This is a genomic window from Streptomyces sp. NPDC002574 (assembly GCF_042889545.1).
Classification (GTDB): domain Bacteria; phylum Actinomycetota; class Actinomycetes; order Streptomycetales; family Streptomycetaceae; genus Actinacidiphila.
Genome location: NZ_JBIARB010000008.1, coordinates 129,677 through 147,197, shown reverse-complemented (window position 1 = coordinate 147,197; position 17,521 = coordinate 129,677). Strand labels below are relative to the sequence as shown.

The following is a 17,521-nucleotide window of genomic DNA, read 5'->3' as shown; positions in this document are numbered from 1 at the left end:
GGGCGGACCAGAAACCGAATGGGTCACCACGCCATTCCGGCGGTGACCGGTCCGAATGTGTCATCCGACTCCGTTTGGGCCCACGTGCAATACCGGCGCCATTGGGGCGCCGCAGGTGAAATGCCCGTACCTCCCTATCGCCTTTCCGTGAAAGGTACGGGTCTGCCCCGGGAGAAATGCACCGGGGCGGGGCACCACGTGGACCATTGCCCGCAGAGGGACAGGAATGGAGCCAATCATGGCAGTTCTGTGCAAGCCGGTGATCGCGGTTCCCGACAACGTTATCACCTGCGAACAAACGCTCGAGCTGGCACGACGGCTGCACAAAGACCACCCGCAACTCGGCCTGACCCTCAGGCTCATCGAGAACACCGGCGTGCAGAAACGGCACCTGATACGTCCGATCGACGAGGTGCTGGAACATCCGGGTTTCGATGCGCGCAGCGAGATCTACGAGGAGGAGTCCAAGGCGCGCGTGCCCGCGGTGGTGCGCCAGGCGCTGGACGAGGCGGAGTTGACGGCCGCCGACATCGACCTCATCATCTACGTCTCGTGCACGGGCTTCATGATGCCGTCGCTGACGGCATGGCTCATCAACACGATGGGCTTCCGGCACGACACCCGGCAGATGCCCATCGCCCAACTCGGTTGCGCGGCGGGCGGCGCGGCCATCAACCGGGCGCACGACTTCTGCACGGCCTACCCCGAGGCCAACGCCCTCATCGTGGCCTGCGAGTTCTGCTCGCTGTGCTACCAGCCGACCGACCTGAGCGTCGGAACGCTGCTGTCCAACGGGCTGTTCGGCGACGGCGTCGCCGCCGCCGTGGTCCGGGGGAACGGCGGCACCGGGATGCGGCTGGAGCGCAACTCCTCCTACCTCATCCCCAACACGGAGGCCTGGATCTCCTACGCGGTGCGCCAGACCGGATTCCACTTCCAGCTCGACAAGCGCGTGCCCGGCACCATGGAGCCGCTGGCGCCGGTCCTGCGCCGCGTGGCCGCGGAGCACCAATGGAACGCGTCGGAGCTGGACTTCTACGTCATCCACGCGGGCGGTCCGCGCATTCTGGACGACCTGAGCCGCTACCTCGGCGTCGCCCCGGAGGCGTTCCGCTTCAGCCGTGCCACGCTCACCGAGTACGGCAACATCGCCAGTTGCGTCGTGCTCGACGCCCTGGCCCGGATGTTCGACGAGGGCACGGCGCTCGACGGCCACCGCGGTCTGCTGGCCGGCTTCGGCCCGGGCATCACCGCCGAGATGGTGCTCGGTACCTGGGTCAAGGCGGACTACGACGCGGACGTGCTGCCGCAGCACAACTACGGCACGCTCGACGACGGCCTCCGCGACCCCGCGGCCCCGTGAGCCCCGGGACGCCTCGTACGGACCGGGACGGCCCGGGGCGGTGGACCGCCCCGGGCCGCCGGCGCTCCCAGGAGAACGTTCTCTAAGTAGTTGCTTATATAAGTAGACGCTGGCATAGTGCTCCACGTGCACGCATTCGACGTCCTCGGGGATCCGGTGCGCCGCCGGATACTGGAGCTGCTCGCCGCCGGTGAGCAGCCCTCCGGTGCCATCAGCGACGCGATCCGGGAGGAGTTCGGCATCTCGCAGCCGGCCGTGTCCCAGCACCTGCGGGTACTGCGGGAACACGGCTTCGCCGTCGTCCGCGCGGAGGGGACGCGGCGGCTCTACGCCGTGGAAGCCGCCCCGCTGCGCGAGGTCGACGCCTGGCTGGAGCGTTTCCGGGGCTTCTGGGAACAGCGGCTGGACGCCCTGGGCACGGAACTGGCACGCGGACGCCGGGAGCGGCGGATCGCCGGGGAACGGCAGCAGGGACCACAGTCGGGGACGGGGCACGCCCCCCGCTCCGGGAGGGAACAGGAAGAGGCACCATGAGCGACATCGTCGACCAGATCAACCAGGCCCACCGGCAGGTCGGTTCCCGCGACGTCTCCGGCGAGGAGGCACGCACGGTCCTGCTCCGCCGCGCCTACGACGCGGACATCGACGACGTGTGGGACGCCTGCACCACCGCCGAGCGCATCCAGCGCTGGTTCCTCCCGGTCACCGGCGACCTGCGCCTCGGCGGCCGCTACCAGCTGCAGGGCAACGCGGGCGGCGAGATCCTGCAGTGCGAGCCGCCCCGACTGCTGCGCGTCAGCTGGGTGATGGGCGACGCGCCGGGCTTCAGCGAGGTGGCGGTGCGGCTCACCGAGGAGGACGAGCGGACCGTCCTCGAACTCGAGCACGTCGCGGTCGTCCCGCCCGGCATGTGGGACCAGTTCGGACCCGGTGCCGTCGGCGTCGGCTGGGACCTCGCGCTGCTCGGTTTCGGCCGCTATCTGGCCGGCGACTTCCCCGGCCCGGAGCAGGCCGCCGCGTTCGCGGAGTCCGACGAGGTGCGGGCGGGCATGATCCGCAGCAGCGAGGCGTGGGGCGAGGCCTACGCCGCCTCGGGCGCGCCCGAGGCCGTCGTCACCGCCGCGGTCGCCGCGACGACCGGCTTCTACGTCCCGCCGCGCGAGGCGTAGCGGGCCGGGTCGTCAGGCCGGATTCCCTGTGGCCGCGGCGCGGCGCTGCCGCTTGCCGAGCGGGGCCTGGGAGAGGTCCTCGGCCAGGGCGCGGAGGTTCTTGAAGCCGTAGCCGCGTCCGGTCAGCCACGCCCGGGCCGCCTCCTCGGCGCGCTCCGTGGCCTCGAGGATGTCCTCCTCGGCCTCGCCGGAGTCCTGGAAGCGGAAGGTGAACGCGGGGCGGGCGGCGATGTCGTACGAGAGGTGGCCCTCGGGGGTGAAGGCCGCGTGCAGCACGTCGTGCTCCCCGGCGCGGGCCAGGAGCTCGGCGCGCTGCTCGGGGCCGAGCCCGTCGAAGACGCCACGGACGGTGATGCGGAAGACGCGGGTGCTCATGCCCCGACCCTAGGCGGAGCGGCGGCCCCCGTTCCACCGGGTTTCCCGCGGCCCGTCCGCGTGGCGCGGGGGATCACGGCAGCAGCGGCAGCCTGCCGACGATCCTGTCGACGCGGTTGCGCGGCCCGACGATGCTCACCGCGCAGTAACGGACGTCCTCGGCCGCGGTCTTGCCCAGTGCGGCCAGGTAGTCCGCGTAGACGCGGGTCCGCTGGGCCGCCTCGGGCATGCCGGCGACGAAGGTGCCCGCGGAGGCGTGCGCCTTGGCGCGGATCGCCCGCAGCGCGGCGGCGTCGGCGGTGAGGACCGTGCACCCGGCCCACGGCAGCCCCGGGTGGGTGTTGCCCTCGGAGTCGGCGGCGTCCTCCCCGAGGAGCCCGGTCACGGCGACGGCGGTCGCCGCGCCCGCGCAGACGGCGGCGTTGACGGCCCGCCCCGGTGGCAGGTCGCTGTCGACGACGACGACCCACTTGAGCCGGGCCGCGCGGGTCGGTGCGGTCGGGTCGATCTCCTCGGGCGAGAAGCCGACGGCTCCGGTGCGGGGTGGGGTGATGTTCTCGGCGGTCATGACCTGCCCTCCTGCCACGTCTGTTCGGTGGATCAGCCAGATGCTAGGCAGGTATGTGGCCGTGCGGCGCTCCCGCCGAACTTCCTTCGGGCGCTCCCGGGTTTCGCGGCCGCCCGGCGCAGTTCGTGCGGCGTTCGGCCCGCACGGTGCCCGTCCGTGCGGCGGCTCCGCGGGAGGGGACCGCGGCCTCAGCGGGTCCGGCGCCGGTCCGGGTCGGCCGGTTCGACGGAAGGGGACCGCACGTGCTCGTACGCCAGCGTGGTCTGCACGTCCGCGACCTCACGGCGTTCGGTGAGGCGGTCGATGACGAAGGCGTACACGCCGTTCACGTCGGGCACCGCGATGTGGATCAGGAAGTCGTGCGCCCCCGAGGTGACGAACAGGCCGATGGTCTCCGGCAGCCGCGCCGCCCACTCCCGGAACCCCTCGATGACCGGCCGGGCCGGCGGCCGGATGCGCACGGCGATGAGGGCCTGGACCGGCCGCCCGACGGCCTCCAGGTCCAGGGCCGCGTGGAAGCCGGTGATCACGCCGCGCTCGCGCAGCAACCGCACACGCTCGAGTGAGGTCGACGGGGACACCCCCGTCTTGGCCGCCAGGTCCCGGTTGGTCTGCCGGGCGTCGTGCTGCAGCTCCCGGATCAGAGCGCGGTCCAGCGCATCGAGTTCCATGGAAGTGACGATATGCCGTACGAAGTACGGCGGCCACCGGCGTCCTGCCCCGGCGGCCGGCCCGTGCGATGTTCGGCCTCCGCGCGTTCCGCGCGGGCCCCCGAGACGTGAGGTATGTCGCTTAGCGCACTGCCTGAAAGGGTTTCAGAAGCCCTTCCGGTGCGGCCGATTCCTGATGCGGAAGGGGAAAAGCACAGTTCGGCACCGGACATTGCCCCTAGGATGGAGATCCGCGATCAACCCCTGCGTTCGGGGCGTGGGGAAGACTGTGAGGGGCCGGATGAGCCAGGAACGTGAGCCGCTGCCGACCGCGATCGACACGGCGACACCCAGCGTCGCGCGGATGTACGACTTCCTGCTCGGCGGCAAGGACAATTACGCGGTCGACCGCGAGGCGTCCGAGGAACTGCTCAAGGTGGTGCCGAGCACCAAGGAACTCGCCGTGAACAACCGGCGGTTCCTCCAGCGCGTCGTGGGCGTGCTGGCGCAGGAGTACGGCATCCGGCAGTTCCTCGACCACGGCTCCGGCCTGCCGACGCAGGACAACGTGCACCAGGTCGCCCAGCGAATCGACCCCGCCTCGCGCGTGGTCTACGTCGACAACGACCCGATCGTCCTCGCGCACGGCCGGGCGCTGCTGGAGGAGAACGAGAACACCGCGGTCATCCAGGCCGACTTCCGCGACACCGAGGGCATCTTCGGCCACCCGGAGGTCGAGCGGCTGATCGACTTCAGCGAGCCGGTCGCCGCCCTGTTCGTCTCCGTCATGCACTGCATCACCGACGACGACGACCCGGCGGGTCTGGTGCGGAGGGTCGCGGAGCGTCTGGTGCCCGGCAGCTTCCTCGTGGTGTGCCAGCTGGTCAGCGAGGACAAGTCCGTGCGCGACTTCGTCACCGAGTTCATGGACGCCAGCACGCAGGGCAACTGGGGCCGGGTGCGCCAGGAGCAGGACGTGGCCGGCTTCCTCGACGGACTGCAGGTCCTGGAGCCCGGCCTGGTGGAGGTCTCCACCTGGCGCCCCGACAGCGACCTGGCGCCCCGTCAGGCCACCCAGGAGTGGATCGAGTTCGGCGGCGTCGGCCGCAAGGTCTGACCGGCCGCGCGCAGCCCCGGGACGTCGCCGTCCGATCGGCGTTCCCGGGGGAGGCCGCCGGTCCGTCCGGCGGGAGAACGCATGATCTCCTCTACGCGTCGAGAGGACCTGTGCGGTGCCGACCAGCGTGCGACTCGAACGACGGATCCGGCGCGGAGGTCATGCGGATACTCGACGGGCTCCCGGACGCGGCGGGTCATGACCCGGAGCTCCTGGCGAGTGAACGCGTGCACGCGGCGGTCGTCCTGCTCGCCGAGGGGAGTGTGCGCCGGTTCCACGAGGCCGTCCGACTCGCCCTGACGGACTGGCGCGACCTCCTGGTCGCGGCCGAGTTGGCCCACGAGAGTTGGCCCGCTCGCCTGGAGGCCGAACTGGGTGCCGCGACGCCTTGATCCTCGGGGCCGGATCCGGCTAGATCAGCTGCTTCACGATGTCGTTCAGGATGCCGGGCGTCCGCGCCGGCGGCTCGGCCTCGGCGCTGAGGCGGTCCATCACGGCCAGGTAGTTGTCGACGTCGTCCTGCTTGTCCAAGTAGAGCGAGCTGGTCAGCTGCTCCAGGTAGACGATGTCCGGGAGGTCGGGCTCCAGGAAACGCAGGATCGTGACCGGGCCGCCTGCCGTCGCGAGACCACCGACGCTGAAGGGCGCGATCTGCAGCGTCACGTTCGGCTGGGCGGCCACCTCGATGAGACGTTCCAGCTGGCTGCGCATCGCCTCCCGGCCGCCCAGCGTCCGGCGCAGGGCCGCCTCGTCCACGACCGCCCACAGCCTCGGCGCGCCCGGCGCCGTCAGCAACCGCTGACGGTCCATGCGGAGCGCCACCCGGCGTTCCAGCTCGACGCCGGACGCCCGCGGGTGCCCCAGGCGGATCACGGAGCGGGCGTACTCCTCGGTCTGCAGCAGGCCGGGGATGAACTGCACCTCGTAGGTACGGATGATGGAGGCGGCCTCTTCCAGGCCGACCAGCGTCTCGAACCAGCCGGGCAGGACGTCGCCGTACCGGTGCCACCAGCCGGGCGTGTTGGCCTGCTTCGCGAGGTTCAGGAAGTCGGCGCGCTCGGTCTCGTCGGTCACCCCGTACAGGGTGAGCAGATCGGCGACGTCGCGCTCCTTGTAGCCCACGCGGCCCAGCTCCAGCCGGCTGATCTTGGCGTGGGAGCCGCGGATCGCCTCACCGGCGTCCTCGCGGGAGATGTGCGCGGCTTCCCGGAGCCTGCGCAACTGGGTGCCGAGCACGATGCGCAGAACCGTGGGGCCGCCGCGCGGGTGCTCCAGGTACTGCTTTATCGACGGTTCGTTGCTCGGCCGCGTGGCGGTCATGCCGGCTCCCGTGAGTGACTGGGCAGACAACCAGTCTCGCACCAATGGGCGTGCGAATACAGCCAAATCCCCGGGCGCGCCGCGCGCGTTCGCGGACGGCGCGCCGACGGGACCGCGCTTCGAAAGGGTGGAGTGCAGGTCATCGGTGGTGTGAAGGACGTGTGAAGGGCGCCCGTCAGCCGGCCATGTCGTCGAAGTCGCCGTCCTTGACGCCGCCGAGGAAGGCCTCGATCTCCGCGCGCGTGTAGACGAGGGCGGGACCCCCGGGGTGGCGGGAGTTGCGCATCGCGAAGCCGCCGCCCGGCAGCGCTGCGAGCTCCACGCAGTTGCCGCTGGGGTTGCTGCGGCCGCTCTTCCGCCAGACCGCGCCGTCGATGTCGGTGGCCGGGACGCCGTTTTCGAACTCCCGCATGGATACGCCTCCTTGGCGTTCTGCACGTGCATCTGCACGTGCAGACGTACTTACAGTTGCACTTACGACTGTAATTGCAGATGTGCTTGCACGGGTAGGGATCCGACCGGGATAGTGGAGTGCGTAGACACCGCGCCCCCCTCGACGCTCCGCGGAGTACTCGATGACGACTCACCCGGCGACCCCCCTCGACTTCGACCTGCCCGAGGGTCCCGGGACGCGTTTCGCCGCCTGCGGGCTGAGCGGCGACCTCCATGCGGCCGGCGCGGCCCGGCAATTCACCCGTTCCACGCTGTGCGAGTGGGGCATGCTGAGGGTGGTCGACAACGCGTCGATAGTCGTCTCGGAGATGCTGACCAACGCCGTGCGCTACGGGCTGGAGGACGCGACGTGCGCGCTCTCCGACCGGCCGCTGTGGCTGGGGCTGCTGCTGCGCGACACCTCCGTGCTGTGCACGGTCGCCGATCCCGGCACCGGCATTCCCGTGCTGAAGGAGCCCGACTGGCTGGCGGAGTCGGGGCGGGGGCTCCACATCATCGACTCGCTCAGTGACTCCTGGGGCTGGACACCGCCCGACGAGGCCGGGAAGTCCGTCTGGGCGCTGGTCTCCGCCGCCCGCGCCTGATCCGTCGCCGTCGCAGGCGCCCCGCTCACCCGGACGGACGTCCGCGCCCCGATCCTCCGCCTTGGCCGGCGGCTGGGCGCGGGGTCCGGCGCGCCGGCCTGCGCCGTGACGTCGTCGCAGGTCAGAGTCGCCTTTCAGGTCGGTGAGTCCCGGGCCGCCGACCCTGGGTGACCGTCGCGTGGGGCGTTTGACGAATAGCGCATACCGACGGAGACTCGGGCATATAGGTGCTTAATACACATCACTCCCAGTGGTGGTGCTCCCGGCGCGGAGTCGCCAGGCGGGATCCCGGGACCGACCGCGCAGGAACACAGCGGCACACAACGGCACGGCAGAGCCGGAGGCAGACGCATGTGCGGAATCGCGGGATGGGTCTCGTTCGAGCGGGACCTGCGGAACGAGCAGGCCACAGTGGACGCGATGACCGAGACGATGGCGTGCCGCGGGCCGGACGCCCGCGGCACCTGGGTGCAGGGCCCGGCCGCGCTCGGACACCGACGGCTCGCCATCATCGACCTGCCGGGCGGCCGGCAGCCGATGGCGGCCGAGGACCCCGACGGCGGAACGGCGGTCATGGTGTACTCCGGTGAGGCGTACAACTTCACCGAGCTGCGCAAGGAACTCGCCGCACGCGGCCACCACTTCACCACCACCTCGGACACCGAAGTGGTGCTCCACGGCTACCTGGAGTGGGGCGAGGGGATCGCCGAACGGCTGAACGGCATGTACGCCTTCGCCATCTGGGACAGTCGCGAGCAGAAGCTGGTCATGATCCGTGACCGCATGGGCATCAAGCCCTTCTACTACTACCCGACCGACGACGGCGTGATGTTCGGCTCCGAGCCCAAGGCGATCCTCGCCAACCCGCTCGCCGCGCGCCATGTCACCCTCGACGGCCTGCGCGAGCTCTTCGCGTTCATCAAGACCCCCGGCCATGCCGTGTGGGACGGCATGCGCGAGGTCGAGCCCGGCACCGTGGTGACCGTCGACCGCAACGGGCTGCGCACCCATGTGTACTGGTCGCTGCGGACCAAGCGGCACACCGACGACAAGGAGACGTCGATCGCCCGCGTGCGCGAGCTGCTCGACGACATCGTCCGCCGCCAGCTCGTCGCCGACGTACCGCGCTGCACCCTGCTCTCCGGCGGCCTCGACTCCTCGGCGATGACCGCGCTGGCCGCACGCCAACTGGCCACCGTGGGCGAGACCGTGCGCAGCTTCGCCGTCGACTTCGTCGGCCAGACGGAGCATTTCGTGCCGGACGCGCTGCGCGCCACCCCCGACACGCCGTTCGTCCACGACGTCGCCGCCCTGGCCGGGACGGAGCACCAGGACATCGTGCTCGACTCCGATCAGCTCGCCGACCCGGAGGTACGCGCGCGGGTCATCCGCGCCCGCGACATCCCCGCCGGGCTCGGCGACATGGACAGCTCCCTGTACCTGCTGTTCAAGGCGATCCGGCAGCACTCGACCGTCGCCCTGTCCGGTGAGTCCGCGGACGAGGTGTTCGGCGGCTACCAGCAGTTCTTCGACGAGGAGGCCCGCAGGGCCGACACCTTCCCGTGGCTGGTGCACTTCGCCCAGCAGTTCGGGGACGACGGCAACGTCCTGACCGAGCCCCTGTCCAAGGCCCTGGACCTGGAGGGCTATGTCCACGACGGCTACCGCGAGGCCCTGACCGGGGTGCAACGCCTCGACGGGGAGAGCGACTTCGAGTTCCGGATGCGGGTCATCAGCTATCTCCACCTCACCCGCTTCGTGCGCATCCTCCTGGACCGCAAGGACCGGGCCAGCATGGCGGTGGGCCTGGAGGTGCGGGTGCCGTTCTGCGACCACCGGCTGGTGGAGTACGTCTACAACACGCCCTGGGCGCTGAAGTCCTTCGACGGCAGGGAGAAGAGCCTGCTGCGCGAGGCCACCGTGGACCTGCTGCCGCAGTCCGTGTACGACAGGGTGAAGAGCCCCTATCCGTCCACTCAGGACCCGCGGTACGCCGTGGCGCTGCGGGAGAACGGCAAGGAGCTGCTGACCAAGCCCTCCCACCCGGTGTTCGACCTGGTCAGCAAGGTCTGGCTGGAACGCGCGGTCAAGGACGACGCCCCGCAGCACACCCAGGCCGCGCGGCACGGGCTGGAGCGCGTCCTCGACCTCGCGCTGTGGATGGACATCTACGCGCCGACCGTCGACGTGGCCTGACCCGGCCGCCGGCCGGTGGCGGCCGGTCGGCGGCCGGGCCGGTCAGGACCGGTCGGGCCGGGGCGTCACTCGGCGCGGCCGTGCGTGGAGCCGCTGCGGTAGTCGGTGTACTGGTAGGGATTGTCGAGGATCTTCGTCTCGGGGACGTCGGGGTTCATGCCCCGGGCCCAGCCCTCCTCGCCGAGCTGCGAGCGCAGGTGCTCCACCGTCCGCTCGACCTCGCGGCGCGCGGCCGCGAGGTCGACGCCGACCAGGCGGTGCTCGTGCTTGACGACCCGGCCGTCGACCAGCACGGTGTGCACGTCGCCGCGCTGCGCCTGGAAGGCCACGTGGCCGTACGGGTTGAGCAGCGGGAACGAGACCGGGGAGTGCTCGTTCTTGATCAGGACGAGGTCGGCCTTCTTGCCGGTCTCGACGCTGCCGAGCTCGTGGTCGCGGCCGAGGGTGCGGGCGCCGCCGCGGGTGGCCCAGTCCACGACCTGGTCGGCGCGCAGGCCCAGGTGGGTCACGGTCTCGCCCTTGGCGTGCGCCTCGTGGTGCTCGCGGGCGCGGTCGGCGCCGAGGGTCGTGCGCATCGCCGAGAACAGGTCGCCGCTCCACCACACGCTGGTGTCCATCGACAGCGACACCGGGATGCCGTGGGAGCGGACGGCCCAGGTGGGAGGGTATCCCTGGCCGGCGCTCTGCTCGCTCTCGGTGGAGACCGATATCGAGCCGCCGGTGGCGGCGATGCGGTGGTAGGAGTCCGCGGACAGCGAGGCGGCGTGGACGTAGACCGTGCGGTCGGTCATGAAGCCGTGCTCGTGCATCAGGCGGATGCCGTCGTCGCCGGTGGCACCCCACACGCCGGCGTGCGTGGTGACCGGCACGCCGAGGTCCCGGGCGACCTCGAAGGCGGGCTTCTCCGGGAAGGCGGGGTCGCCGGTCACGTCGAAGGCGAGCTGGAAGCCGAGCATGTCGTCCCCGGTGATCCGGCGGTTGACGAAGTCGCGGAACTCCGGGGCGGCGGTCCACTCGGCCGGGGGCTGCTGGATGTTGCCGTAGGCGAGCACGAAACGGCCCGGCACGGACCGCAGCGCGTCCACCGCCGCGTCGGCGTGGTCGACGGTCTGCAGGCCGTGCGACCAGTCCACGACGGTGGTGACGCCCGCGTCGACGGCCTCCAGGGCGGCCAGCAGATTGCCCGCGTGGATGTCCTCGGGCCGGAAGAGCCGGCCGGACTCCAGGTAGTACCAGACGAAGTACTGGGTCAGCGTCCAGTCGGCGCCGTAACCGCGCATGGCGGTCTGCCACATGTGCCGGTGGGTGTCGATCATGCCGGGCATGACGATGCCGCCGGTGGCGTCCACGACGACGGCGCCGTCCGGGGCGGCGAGGTCCGGTCCCACCGCGGCGATCCGGTCGCGGAGGACCAGGACGTCGGTGTTGTGGAGCACCTGGCGCCGGTCGTCCATCGGCAGGACCGTGCCGCCGCGCAGCAGGACGGGCCGGCCGGGCAGGAACTCCGCTTGCTCGTTCATCGTCGAACTCCACTCCTCGCCATGAGTGCGGCATGGCAGGCAGCCGCCCTTGGCCGATCAACGGACTTTCGTCCGGCAAGCGGTCACTTGGAATTTCTGTCACTGTGAGGTGGTGTGTCGGCGGTGTCAAGGAATCTGTCAGCACCTGTTGCGCGGTGCCGCGGCCCGCGCCGTGCGGCGGTCTTGTGCAGTGTGTCCGCCTGCCGGAGGCTTCGCGGGAGTGAGGGGACGGCCGAGCGACTCCGCGTGACAGCCGGTCCGCAAGCCGGTGCGGGGCACGGGCCTGAACTGGTGCAACGGCGGACACGCGGTCGGCCTCCCGCGTGGCTGCCCGCCCGAAGCTGCGTCCGCCTGGCGGACGCTACGCTGGACCGTTCCCATGGACCGCGCACCGACCCGTACGTCAGCTGGAGGCGACATGCCACGCGAGGGCACCGGACCCGACTTCATCGAGGCGCTCGCGCGCGGCCTGGAGGTGATCACGGCCTTCGCGCCGCACCGGCCGGCGATGTCCCTGAGCGAGGTGGCCACCGCGACCGGCCTGGCGCGGCCCACGGCCCGGCGGATCCTGCTCACCCTCCAGGAACTCGGCTACGTGCGCCCCGCGTCCGGCGGGGGCGGCTACGCGCTCACGCCCCGGGTGCTCGAACTGGGCGTGGCCTATGTGCGGTCGATGGGCCTGTGGGACGTGGCCCGCCCGCACATGGAGGAACTGTCCGGGCGCACCGGGGAGTCCTGCTCCGTCGCGCAGCTGGACGGCCCGGACATCGTCTACGTGGCCCGCGTGGCGGTGCCGAAGATCGTGACCCTGGCGGTGCAGATCGGGACGCGCTTCCCGGCCCTGCAGACCTCGCTGGGCAAGGTGCTGCTGGCGGCGCTGGCGCCCGAGGAGGCCGGCGCCGTGCTCGCCGAGTCCAGCCGGTCCGGGCTGGAGCCGCGCTGGCGGCCGGGTCCCGAGGAGCGCGACGCGGAACTGCGCCAGGTGCGGGCCCGCGGGTGGGCGCTGACCGACGAGCAACTCGCCCGCGGCATCAGGTCGGTCGCGGTCCCGCTGCGCGACGGGACCGGCCGGGTCGTCGCCGCCCTGAACGTCAACACCCACGCCGCCGAGACGTCCGTGGAGCACCTGCTCGACCACCATCTCCCGCTCCTGCTGCAGGCCGCGGGGAAGATCAGCGCCGATTTCGCCCTGCTGGAGACCGTTCCGCACGTGACGCAGGCCGCGCTGCCGCGGGGCTGAACGGGGTGCCGGGGCGGGGTGCCGGCGGGCAGCCGGGGGATCGGGCGGCCGAAGGTCTTGACGCCGGCGGGTGACGTGCCAGAATCGCAACAGCGGACAGTCGTCCGTTGTGCGGACATGGAGGCGGACCCGAATGCCGAACACCCACCTGCCACCTGATCCGTCCCCGCAGGCAGGGCCCCTGTCCGGTGTGCTGGTCGCCGACTTCTCCCGCATCCTGGCCGGGCCCTACGCCTCCATGCTGCTGGCCGACATGGGCGCCGACGTCGTCAAGGTGGAGAGCCCCCAGGGAGACGACACACGGACGTGGACGCCCCCGGTGCGCGGCGACGTCTCGACGTACTACCTGGGCGTCAACCGCGGCAAGCGCTCGATCGCCCTGGACCTGCGGAACGCGGACGACGCCGCGGCCGCCCGGGAACTCGCCCGCCGCGCCGACGTGCTGATCGAGAACTTCCGGCCCGGCGGCCTGGAGCGGTTCGGCCTGGACTTCGGCTCGGTGTCCGCCGCGAACCCCGGTGTCGTCTACGCCTCCATCAGCGGTTTCGGCACCGGCCCCGGACGGAACGTGCCGGGCTACGACCTGATGGTCCAGGCGATCTCCGGCCTGATGAGCCTGACCGGCGACCCCGCGGGGCCGCCCTTCCGCGCCGGCATCTCCGTCTTCGACGTCATGGCCGGCAACCACGCGGCCATCGGCATCCTCGCGGCGCTGCGCCACCGCGACGCCACCGGGGACGGTCAGCACGTCGAGGTCAACCTGCTGTCCTCGGCGCTCACCGGGCTGGTCAACCACAGCTCGGCCTACGCCGCCGGAGGCGTGGTCCCGTACCGGATGGGCAACGCCCACCCCAGCGTCTTCCCGTACGAACCGCTGCCCACCGCCGACAACGACCTCATCGTGGCGGCCGCCAACGACGGCCAGTTCCGCAAGCTCTGCGAGGTCCTCGGCATCCCCGAGGTCGCCGAGGACCCGCGCTTCGCCCGCAACGCCGACCGCACGGAGCGGCGCGAGGAACTGCGCCCCCTGCTGGTCGGGCAACTGGCCGAGCGCGGCGCGGTCGAGTGGTTCGAGCTACTGGTGGAGGCAGGCATCCCCTGCGGGCCGATCAACACCATCGACGGCGGGTTCGCCATGGCCGAGCGCTTCGGGCTGGACCCGATCGTCGAGGTCGGCGAGGGCGACCGCGTGGTGCCCACCACCCGGCACCCGATCCGCTTCTCGCACACCCCGGCGGGATACCGGCTGCCGCCGCCCGAACTGGACGAGCACGGGCCGGAGTTGCGTGCCTGGTTGAGCGGCCCCGCCGAGGCCGACGCCGACGCCGCGGACTCCGGGGAGGAGCGATGACCGGAACCACCGGGCAGCCGGCACCGTCCGACCGGTCCACCCGTCCCACGTATCCCACCGCCCTCGGTGCCTCGTCGACGGAGTCCATCACCCTCCTCGGCCACGACCTGGCCGAGGACGTGATGGGCAAGGTCGGCTTCGGCGAGCTCGCCTTCTGGCTCGCCACCCAGCGCCGGCCCACGGCGGGCGAGACCCGGGTCTTCGAGGCCGTGCTCGCCGCCCTGGCCGACCACGGCTTCACCCCCACCGCGATCGTCACCCGGCTCACGTACCTGTCGGCCCCGGACTCGGTGCAGGGCGCGCTTGCCGCCGGGCTGCTCGGCGGCGGCTCCCGCTTCCTCGGCGTCACGGAGGACTGCGGCCGCTTCCTGCACGACGTCCTCGACGCCCTGGACGGCCCGCGGCCCACCGACGACGCCGGCTGGGACGCGCTGGCGCTCACCACCGTGCGGGCCCGGCGGGCCGAGGGACGCTTCGTGCCCGGCCTCGGCCACCATGTGCACAAGAACGGCGACCCCCGCACCCCCCGGCTCTTCCGGATCGCCGAGGAGGAGGGGCTGGCCGGCCCCCACCTGTCGCTGTTCGCCGCGATCGGCCGGGTCCACCCCGAGGTCCTGGGCAGGACGCTGCCGCTCAACGGCGCGGGGGTGTGCGGCGCCGCGCTCGCCGACCTCGGCCTGCCGCTGCAACTGCTGCGCGGCTTCGCTCTGCTGGCCCGTACCGCGGGCCTCATCGGGCAGCTCGCCGAGGAACTGCGCCACCCCGTCGCCAACGAGATCTTCCTGTCCGTGGACCTGAACAACCGGTCCGTGGATCCCGACCCCTACGCACCCGCCGACGAGACCAACGGAGGTCCGCATGGCTGAGCTGGTCGCGGTCATCGCGTCCACCCACCACCCGTTCTACTACCGGGCGAGCAACGCCACCGGGGAGGACCGTCCGCCCTTCGCGGACGAATGGGTGCGCAAGGTGGAGGCGTTCCGCAGGACCCTGACCGCCGCGCGGCCCGACGTGCTGGTGATGGTCGGCTCCGACCACTTCCACCAGCTGTGGCTGGACAACATGCCGCAGTTCCTCGTGGGCAAGGCGCCCTTCTACGACGCGAACTTCTTCAACGAGGAACGCGAGTTCGGCCTGCCCCGGATGCTGCTGACGGGCCACGAGGACCTCTCCTCGCACGTGCTGCGCGGCGGCCTCGACCTCGGGTTCGACCTCGCCTTCTCCAACGAGATGCGCATCGACCACTCCATCACGTGCCCGATCATCACGCTGCGGCCGGAGAACGACCTGCCGATCGTGCCGATCTACACCAACATCTTCGCGCCGCCGCTGCCGCAGCCCAAGCGCTTCGTGCAGCTCGGACGCGCGATACGGGAGCTGATCGAGTCCTGGCCGGCCGACCAGCGCGTCGCGGTCATCGGCACCGGCCACCTCTCCCTGGAGCTCGGCGGGCCGCGCCAGTTCGGGCCGCACGGCCCCGACCCGGAGTTCGACCGCAGGGCCGTGGAGTGGATCGCGTCCGGGGACATCGAGGGCTGCCTCGCCGAGGTCACCCTCGACAGCCTGCACCTGCCGGGGAACGCCACCCACGGCTTCATGGACTTCATGCTGATGATGGGCGTCGCCGGTGAGGGCCGGAAGGCCGACTACACCGACACGTTCGACCTGTTCCACACCATGGAGGCCTACTTCACCTGGTACCCGCACGGAGGCCGCTCGTGAGCAAGTACCTGCTGAACAAGTTCCTGTACACCGTCGACCGCGACCCGGAGCTCCTGGAGCGCTACCGCGAGGAGCCGGTGGCCACCGTGCGGATGTGGGAGGAGGAGTACGCCAACCGCATCCTCAACTGCCTGCACGGCGAGGCCTCGACATGGCTGAGCTTCGACGACACCGAGCGCGAGGCGCTGTCCACCCACGACTACCCGAAGCTGTTCGAGCTGGGGGCCCACCCCTTCCTCACGATCACGCTCTTCATCGGGCTGTTCGAACGCGACCACGGGCCGCTGGAGTTCCAGAAGGAGTACGCCCGGCGGCTGTCGCACATGACGCTGCCCTACCCCGACATCACGACGTGACGATGCGGGCGGCGGAGATCGCCGAGCCCGGCCGGCCACCGCGGGTGGTCGACCGGGAGCCGCCCCGGCCGGGGGAGGGCGAGGTCCTGGTCGAGGTGCACGCCGCGCCCCTGACGCCCCTGGACCTGCTGTGCGCGAGCGGCACCTCGTACTTCGGCCGCCCGCGGACCCCGTACGTGCCCGGCGTCCAGGGCGTGGGAACCTACGGCGGCCGCACGGTCTGGTTCCCGACGGCGGCGGGCATGGCGCCCGGCGACGGCAGCATGGCCCAGCGGGTGGCGGTTCCCGAGGCCGCGCTGGTCGAACTGCCGCCCGGCGCCGACCCCGTGGCCGTCGCCGCCCTCGGCCTGTCCGCCGTCGCCGCGCACATGGCGCTGACGTGGCGGGGCGAACTGGCCGCGGGGGAGCAGGTGGTCGTCCTCGGCGCCGGGGGCACCGTCGGGCAGGCCGCGGTGCAACTGGCCCGCGCCGCCGGCGCCCGGCGGGTCGTGGCCGCGGCCCGCTCCGCGGCCGCGCGGCAGCGGGCCCACGCCGCGGGCGCCGACGCGGTCGTCGTCCTCGACACCGACGACGTGGGCGAACTGGCCGCCCGCATCACCGCCGCGGCGGACGGCCCCGTCGACCTGGTCGTCGACCCCCTCTTCGGCGCCCCGGCCGCGGCCGCCGCCCGCACCCTCCGCACCGGTGGACGCCTGGTCAACCTCGGCAGCTCCGCCGCGGAGACCTGCCCGCTCGACTCGGGCACACTGCGCAGCCGTTCGCTGCGGGTCCTCGGCTACACCAACAACGAACTCACGCCGTCCCAACGGGCCGCGTCCCTGGTCGAGATCGCCCGCCGGTCCGCCGAGGGCGTGCTCACCGTCGCGCACGAACACGTCCCCCTCGACGGCCTTCCCGCCGCCTGGCACCGGCAGGCGACGGGCACCACGAACGGCCGGGCCGTGCTGCTCCCGCACGGACCGAGGCCGTCCGGCGGCTGACCCGCGCCGGTCAGGAACCGGGACCAGGACCGCGGCGTCCAAGGGCCATGAAACCCGGAATCACGTGTCTCGTCCTCATTGCGGCACTCTCCGCCGCGGTACTCACCGGCTGCTCCGGTGACAACGAACGGCCGCGGCGTGCCGCCGCCCCGGAACCGGCGGCCACCGCTGCCGGGACATCCATGCCGTTCGAGCTCTACACCCACTGCGGCATCGACGACGTCCGCATCGGATCGACGTGGTTCGAGGCGGTCCACCCGCTCTCGGGCGGCTCCGACAACCCGCCCGCGGGCTGGGACAACCCCTTGCACCACGGCACGATGACCCTGGTCTCACCGGCCGAGGCCGTGTTCACCGACGACGCGGGCCACGAAGTGCGCTTCCGGGCGCGGCCGGGCGCGAAGGCCCCCAAGCGCGTCTGCGAGTGAGACGTGCCGTGGTCCCGTCGACGGCGCCCCGGGCGGGGGGGCCGGCGCCCGGGGGGGTAACGGGGTGGGGGGGGACCGGGTACCCGGCGGGGTGGGGGTGGGGGGGGGGGGGTTTTAAACGGGGGGGGT

Annotated in this window: 20 protein-coding genes; 14 read left to right on the top strand and 6 right to left on the bottom strand. The window is 71.9% G+C overall.

Annotated elements, in window-relative coordinates:
* Positions 1 to 238: 238 nt before the first annotated feature.
* The 3 genes from ACFYXS_RS20695 to ACFYXS_RS20685 all read left to right on the top strand — a co-directional run bounded on the left by ACFYXS_RS20695 (position 239) and on the right by ACFYXS_RS20685 (position 2,532).
* Entirely contained in the window at positions 239 to 1,363 is a 1,125-nt protein-coding gene (locus ACFYXS_RS20695) for a type III polyketide synthase (protein WP_389250146.1), read from the top strand.
* A 126-nt stretch (positions 1,364 to 1,489) separates the two neighbouring features.
* Positions 1,490 to 1,897, top strand: coding sequence for an ArsR/SmtB family transcription factor (locus tag ACFYXS_RS20690; protein ID WP_389250144.1), 408 nt, complete (start codon positions 1,490 to 1,492; stop codon positions 1,895 to 1,897).
* Entirely contained in the window at positions 1,894 to 2,532 is a 639-nt protein-coding gene (locus tag ACFYXS_RS20685; protein ID WP_389250143.1) for an SRPBCC family protein, read from the top strand. Before ACFYXS_RS20690 ends, ACFYXS_RS20685 begins: the two co-directional genes overlap by 4 nt.
* A 12-nt stretch (positions 2,533 to 2,544) precedes the next feature.
* Here ACFYXS_RS20685 and ACFYXS_RS20680 read toward each other — a convergent pair whose 3' ends face one another.
* From ACFYXS_RS20680 to ACFYXS_RS20670, 3 genes are all read right to left on the bottom strand, one after another.
* Positions 2,545 to 2,907 (bottom strand): DUF6204 family protein, encoded by a 363-nt coding sequence (locus ACFYXS_RS20680; RefSeq protein WP_389250141.1) that lies wholly within the window; start codon positions 2,905 to 2,907, stop codon positions 2,545 to 2,547.
* A gap of 73 nt (positions 2,908 to 2,980) precedes the next feature.
* Entirely contained in the window at positions 2,981 to 3,475 is a 495-nt protein-coding gene (locus tag ACFYXS_RS20675; RefSeq protein WP_389250138.1) for a DUF2000 domain-containing protein, read from the bottom strand.
* A 188-nt stretch (positions 3,476 to 3,663) separates the two neighbouring features.
* Positions 3,664 to 4,146, bottom strand: a complete 483-nt coding sequence (locus ACFYXS_RS20670; protein ID WP_389250136.1) for an Lrp/AsnC family transcriptional regulator — start codon at positions 4,144 to 4,146, stop codon at positions 3,664 to 3,666.
* Positions 4,147 to 4,426: 280 nt separating this feature from the next.
* Here ACFYXS_RS20670 and ACFYXS_RS20665 point away from each other — a divergent pair, with 280 nt between their 5' ends.
* Together ACFYXS_RS20665 and ACFYXS_RS20660 are read left to right on the top strand one after the other, a co-directional pair.
* Positions 4,427 to 5,242 (top strand): SAM-dependent methyltransferase, encoded by an 816-nt coding sequence (locus tag ACFYXS_RS20665; protein ID WP_389250134.1) that lies wholly within the window; start codon positions 4,427 to 4,429, stop codon positions 5,240 to 5,242.
* A gap of 161 nt (positions 5,243 to 5,403) precedes the next feature.
* Positions 5,404 to 5,634: a hypothetical protein gene (locus tag ACFYXS_RS20660; RefSeq protein ID WP_389250132.1), complete on the top strand. Its 231-nt coding sequence runs from the start codon at positions 5,404 to 5,406 to the stop codon at positions 5,632 to 5,634.
* Between the two features lie 19 nt (positions 5,635 to 5,653).
* Here ACFYXS_RS20660 and ACFYXS_RS20655 read toward each other — a convergent pair whose 3' ends face one another.
* Together ACFYXS_RS20655 and ACFYXS_RS20650 are read right to left on the bottom strand one after the other, a co-directional pair.
* Positions 5,654 to 6,562, bottom strand: a complete 909-nt coding sequence (locus ACFYXS_RS20655; RefSeq protein ID WP_389250130.1) for a helix-turn-helix domain-containing protein — start codon at positions 6,560 to 6,562, stop codon at positions 5,654 to 5,656.
* Between the two features lie 175 nt (positions 6,563 to 6,737).
* A complete protein-coding gene (locus ACFYXS_RS20650; protein WP_389250128.1) occupies positions 6,738 to 6,974 on the bottom strand; it encodes a DUF397 domain-containing protein in 237 nt (78 codons plus the stop codon).
* A gap of 163 nt (positions 6,975 to 7,137) precedes the next feature.
* Between ACFYXS_RS20650 and ACFYXS_RS20645 the strand changes: the two genes are divergently transcribed.
* Positions 7,138 to 7,599 (top strand): ATP-binding protein, encoded by a 462-nt coding sequence (locus ACFYXS_RS20645; RefSeq protein WP_389250126.1) that lies wholly within the window; start codon positions 7,138 to 7,140, stop codon positions 7,597 to 7,599.
* A 351-nt stretch (positions 7,600 to 7,950) separates the two neighbouring features.
* Positions 7,951 to 9,795, top strand: coding sequence for an asparagine synthase (glutamine-hydrolyzing) (gene asnB, locus ACFYXS_RS20640; protein ID WP_389250124.1), 1,845 nt, complete (start codon positions 7,951 to 7,953; stop codon positions 9,793 to 9,795).
* 65 nt (positions 9,796 to 9,860) lie between these two features.
* Here asnB and ACFYXS_RS20635 read toward each other — a convergent pair whose 3' ends face one another.
* Positions 9,861 to 11,315 carry an amidohydrolase family protein gene (locus ACFYXS_RS20635; RefSeq protein WP_389250122.1) on the bottom strand — a complete coding sequence of 485 codons (1,455 nt, stop codon included), beginning with the start codon at positions 11,313 to 11,315 and terminating at the stop codon, positions 9,861 to 9,863.
* A 418-nt stretch (positions 11,316 to 11,733) separates the two neighbouring features.
* Here ACFYXS_RS20635 and ACFYXS_RS20630 point away from each other — a divergent pair, with 418 nt between their 5' ends.
* The 7 genes from ACFYXS_RS20630 (at position 11,734) to ACFYXS_RS20600 (ending at position 17,392) form a co-directional block, all read left to right on the top strand.
* Positions 11,734 to 12,555, top strand: a complete 822-nt coding sequence (locus ACFYXS_RS20630) for an IclR family transcriptional regulator C-terminal domain-containing protein (RefSeq protein ID WP_389250120.1) — start codon at positions 11,734 to 11,736, stop codon at positions 12,553 to 12,555.
* A gap of 133 nt (positions 12,556 to 12,688) precedes the next feature.
* Positions 12,689 to 13,906 (top strand): CaiB/BaiF CoA transferase family protein, encoded by a 1,218-nt coding sequence (locus ACFYXS_RS20625; RefSeq protein WP_389250118.1) that lies wholly within the window; start codon positions 12,689 to 12,691, stop codon positions 13,904 to 13,906.
* Positions 13,903 to 14,772 carry a citryl-CoA lyase gene (locus ACFYXS_RS20620; RefSeq protein WP_389250115.1) on the top strand — a complete coding sequence of 290 codons (870 nt, stop codon included), beginning with the start codon at positions 13,903 to 13,905 and terminating at the stop codon, positions 14,770 to 14,772. The genes ACFYXS_RS20625 and ACFYXS_RS20620 overlap by 4 nt, the downstream gene beginning before the upstream one ends.
* On the top strand, positions 14,765 to 15,628 hold the full coding sequence (locus ACFYXS_RS20615) for an extradiol ring-cleavage dioxygenase (RefSeq protein WP_389250114.1): 864 nt from the start codon (positions 14,765 to 14,767) through the stop codon (positions 15,626 to 15,628). The genes ACFYXS_RS20620 and ACFYXS_RS20615 overlap by 8 nt, the downstream gene beginning before the upstream one ends.
* Positions 15,625 to 15,984 carry a hypothetical protein gene (locus ACFYXS_RS20610; protein WP_389250111.1) on the top strand — a complete coding sequence of 120 codons (360 nt, stop codon included), beginning with the start codon at positions 15,625 to 15,627 and terminating at the stop codon, positions 15,982 to 15,984. The genes ACFYXS_RS20615 and ACFYXS_RS20610 overlap by 4 nt, the downstream gene beginning before the upstream one ends.
* A 2-nt stretch (positions 15,985 to 15,986) precedes the next feature.
* Complete coding sequence (locus ACFYXS_RS20605; RefSeq protein WP_389250826.1) at positions 15,987 to 16,964, top strand: zinc-binding alcohol dehydrogenase family protein; 978 nt, start codon at positions 15,987 to 15,989, stop codon at positions 16,962 to 16,964.
* Positions 16,965 to 17,011: 47 nt separating this feature from the next.
* Positions 17,012 to 17,392, top strand: coding sequence for a hypothetical protein (locus ACFYXS_RS20600; RefSeq protein ID WP_389250109.1), 381 nt, complete (start codon positions 17,012 to 17,014; stop codon positions 17,390 to 17,392).
* Positions 17,393 to 17,521: the final 129 nt, after the last annotated feature.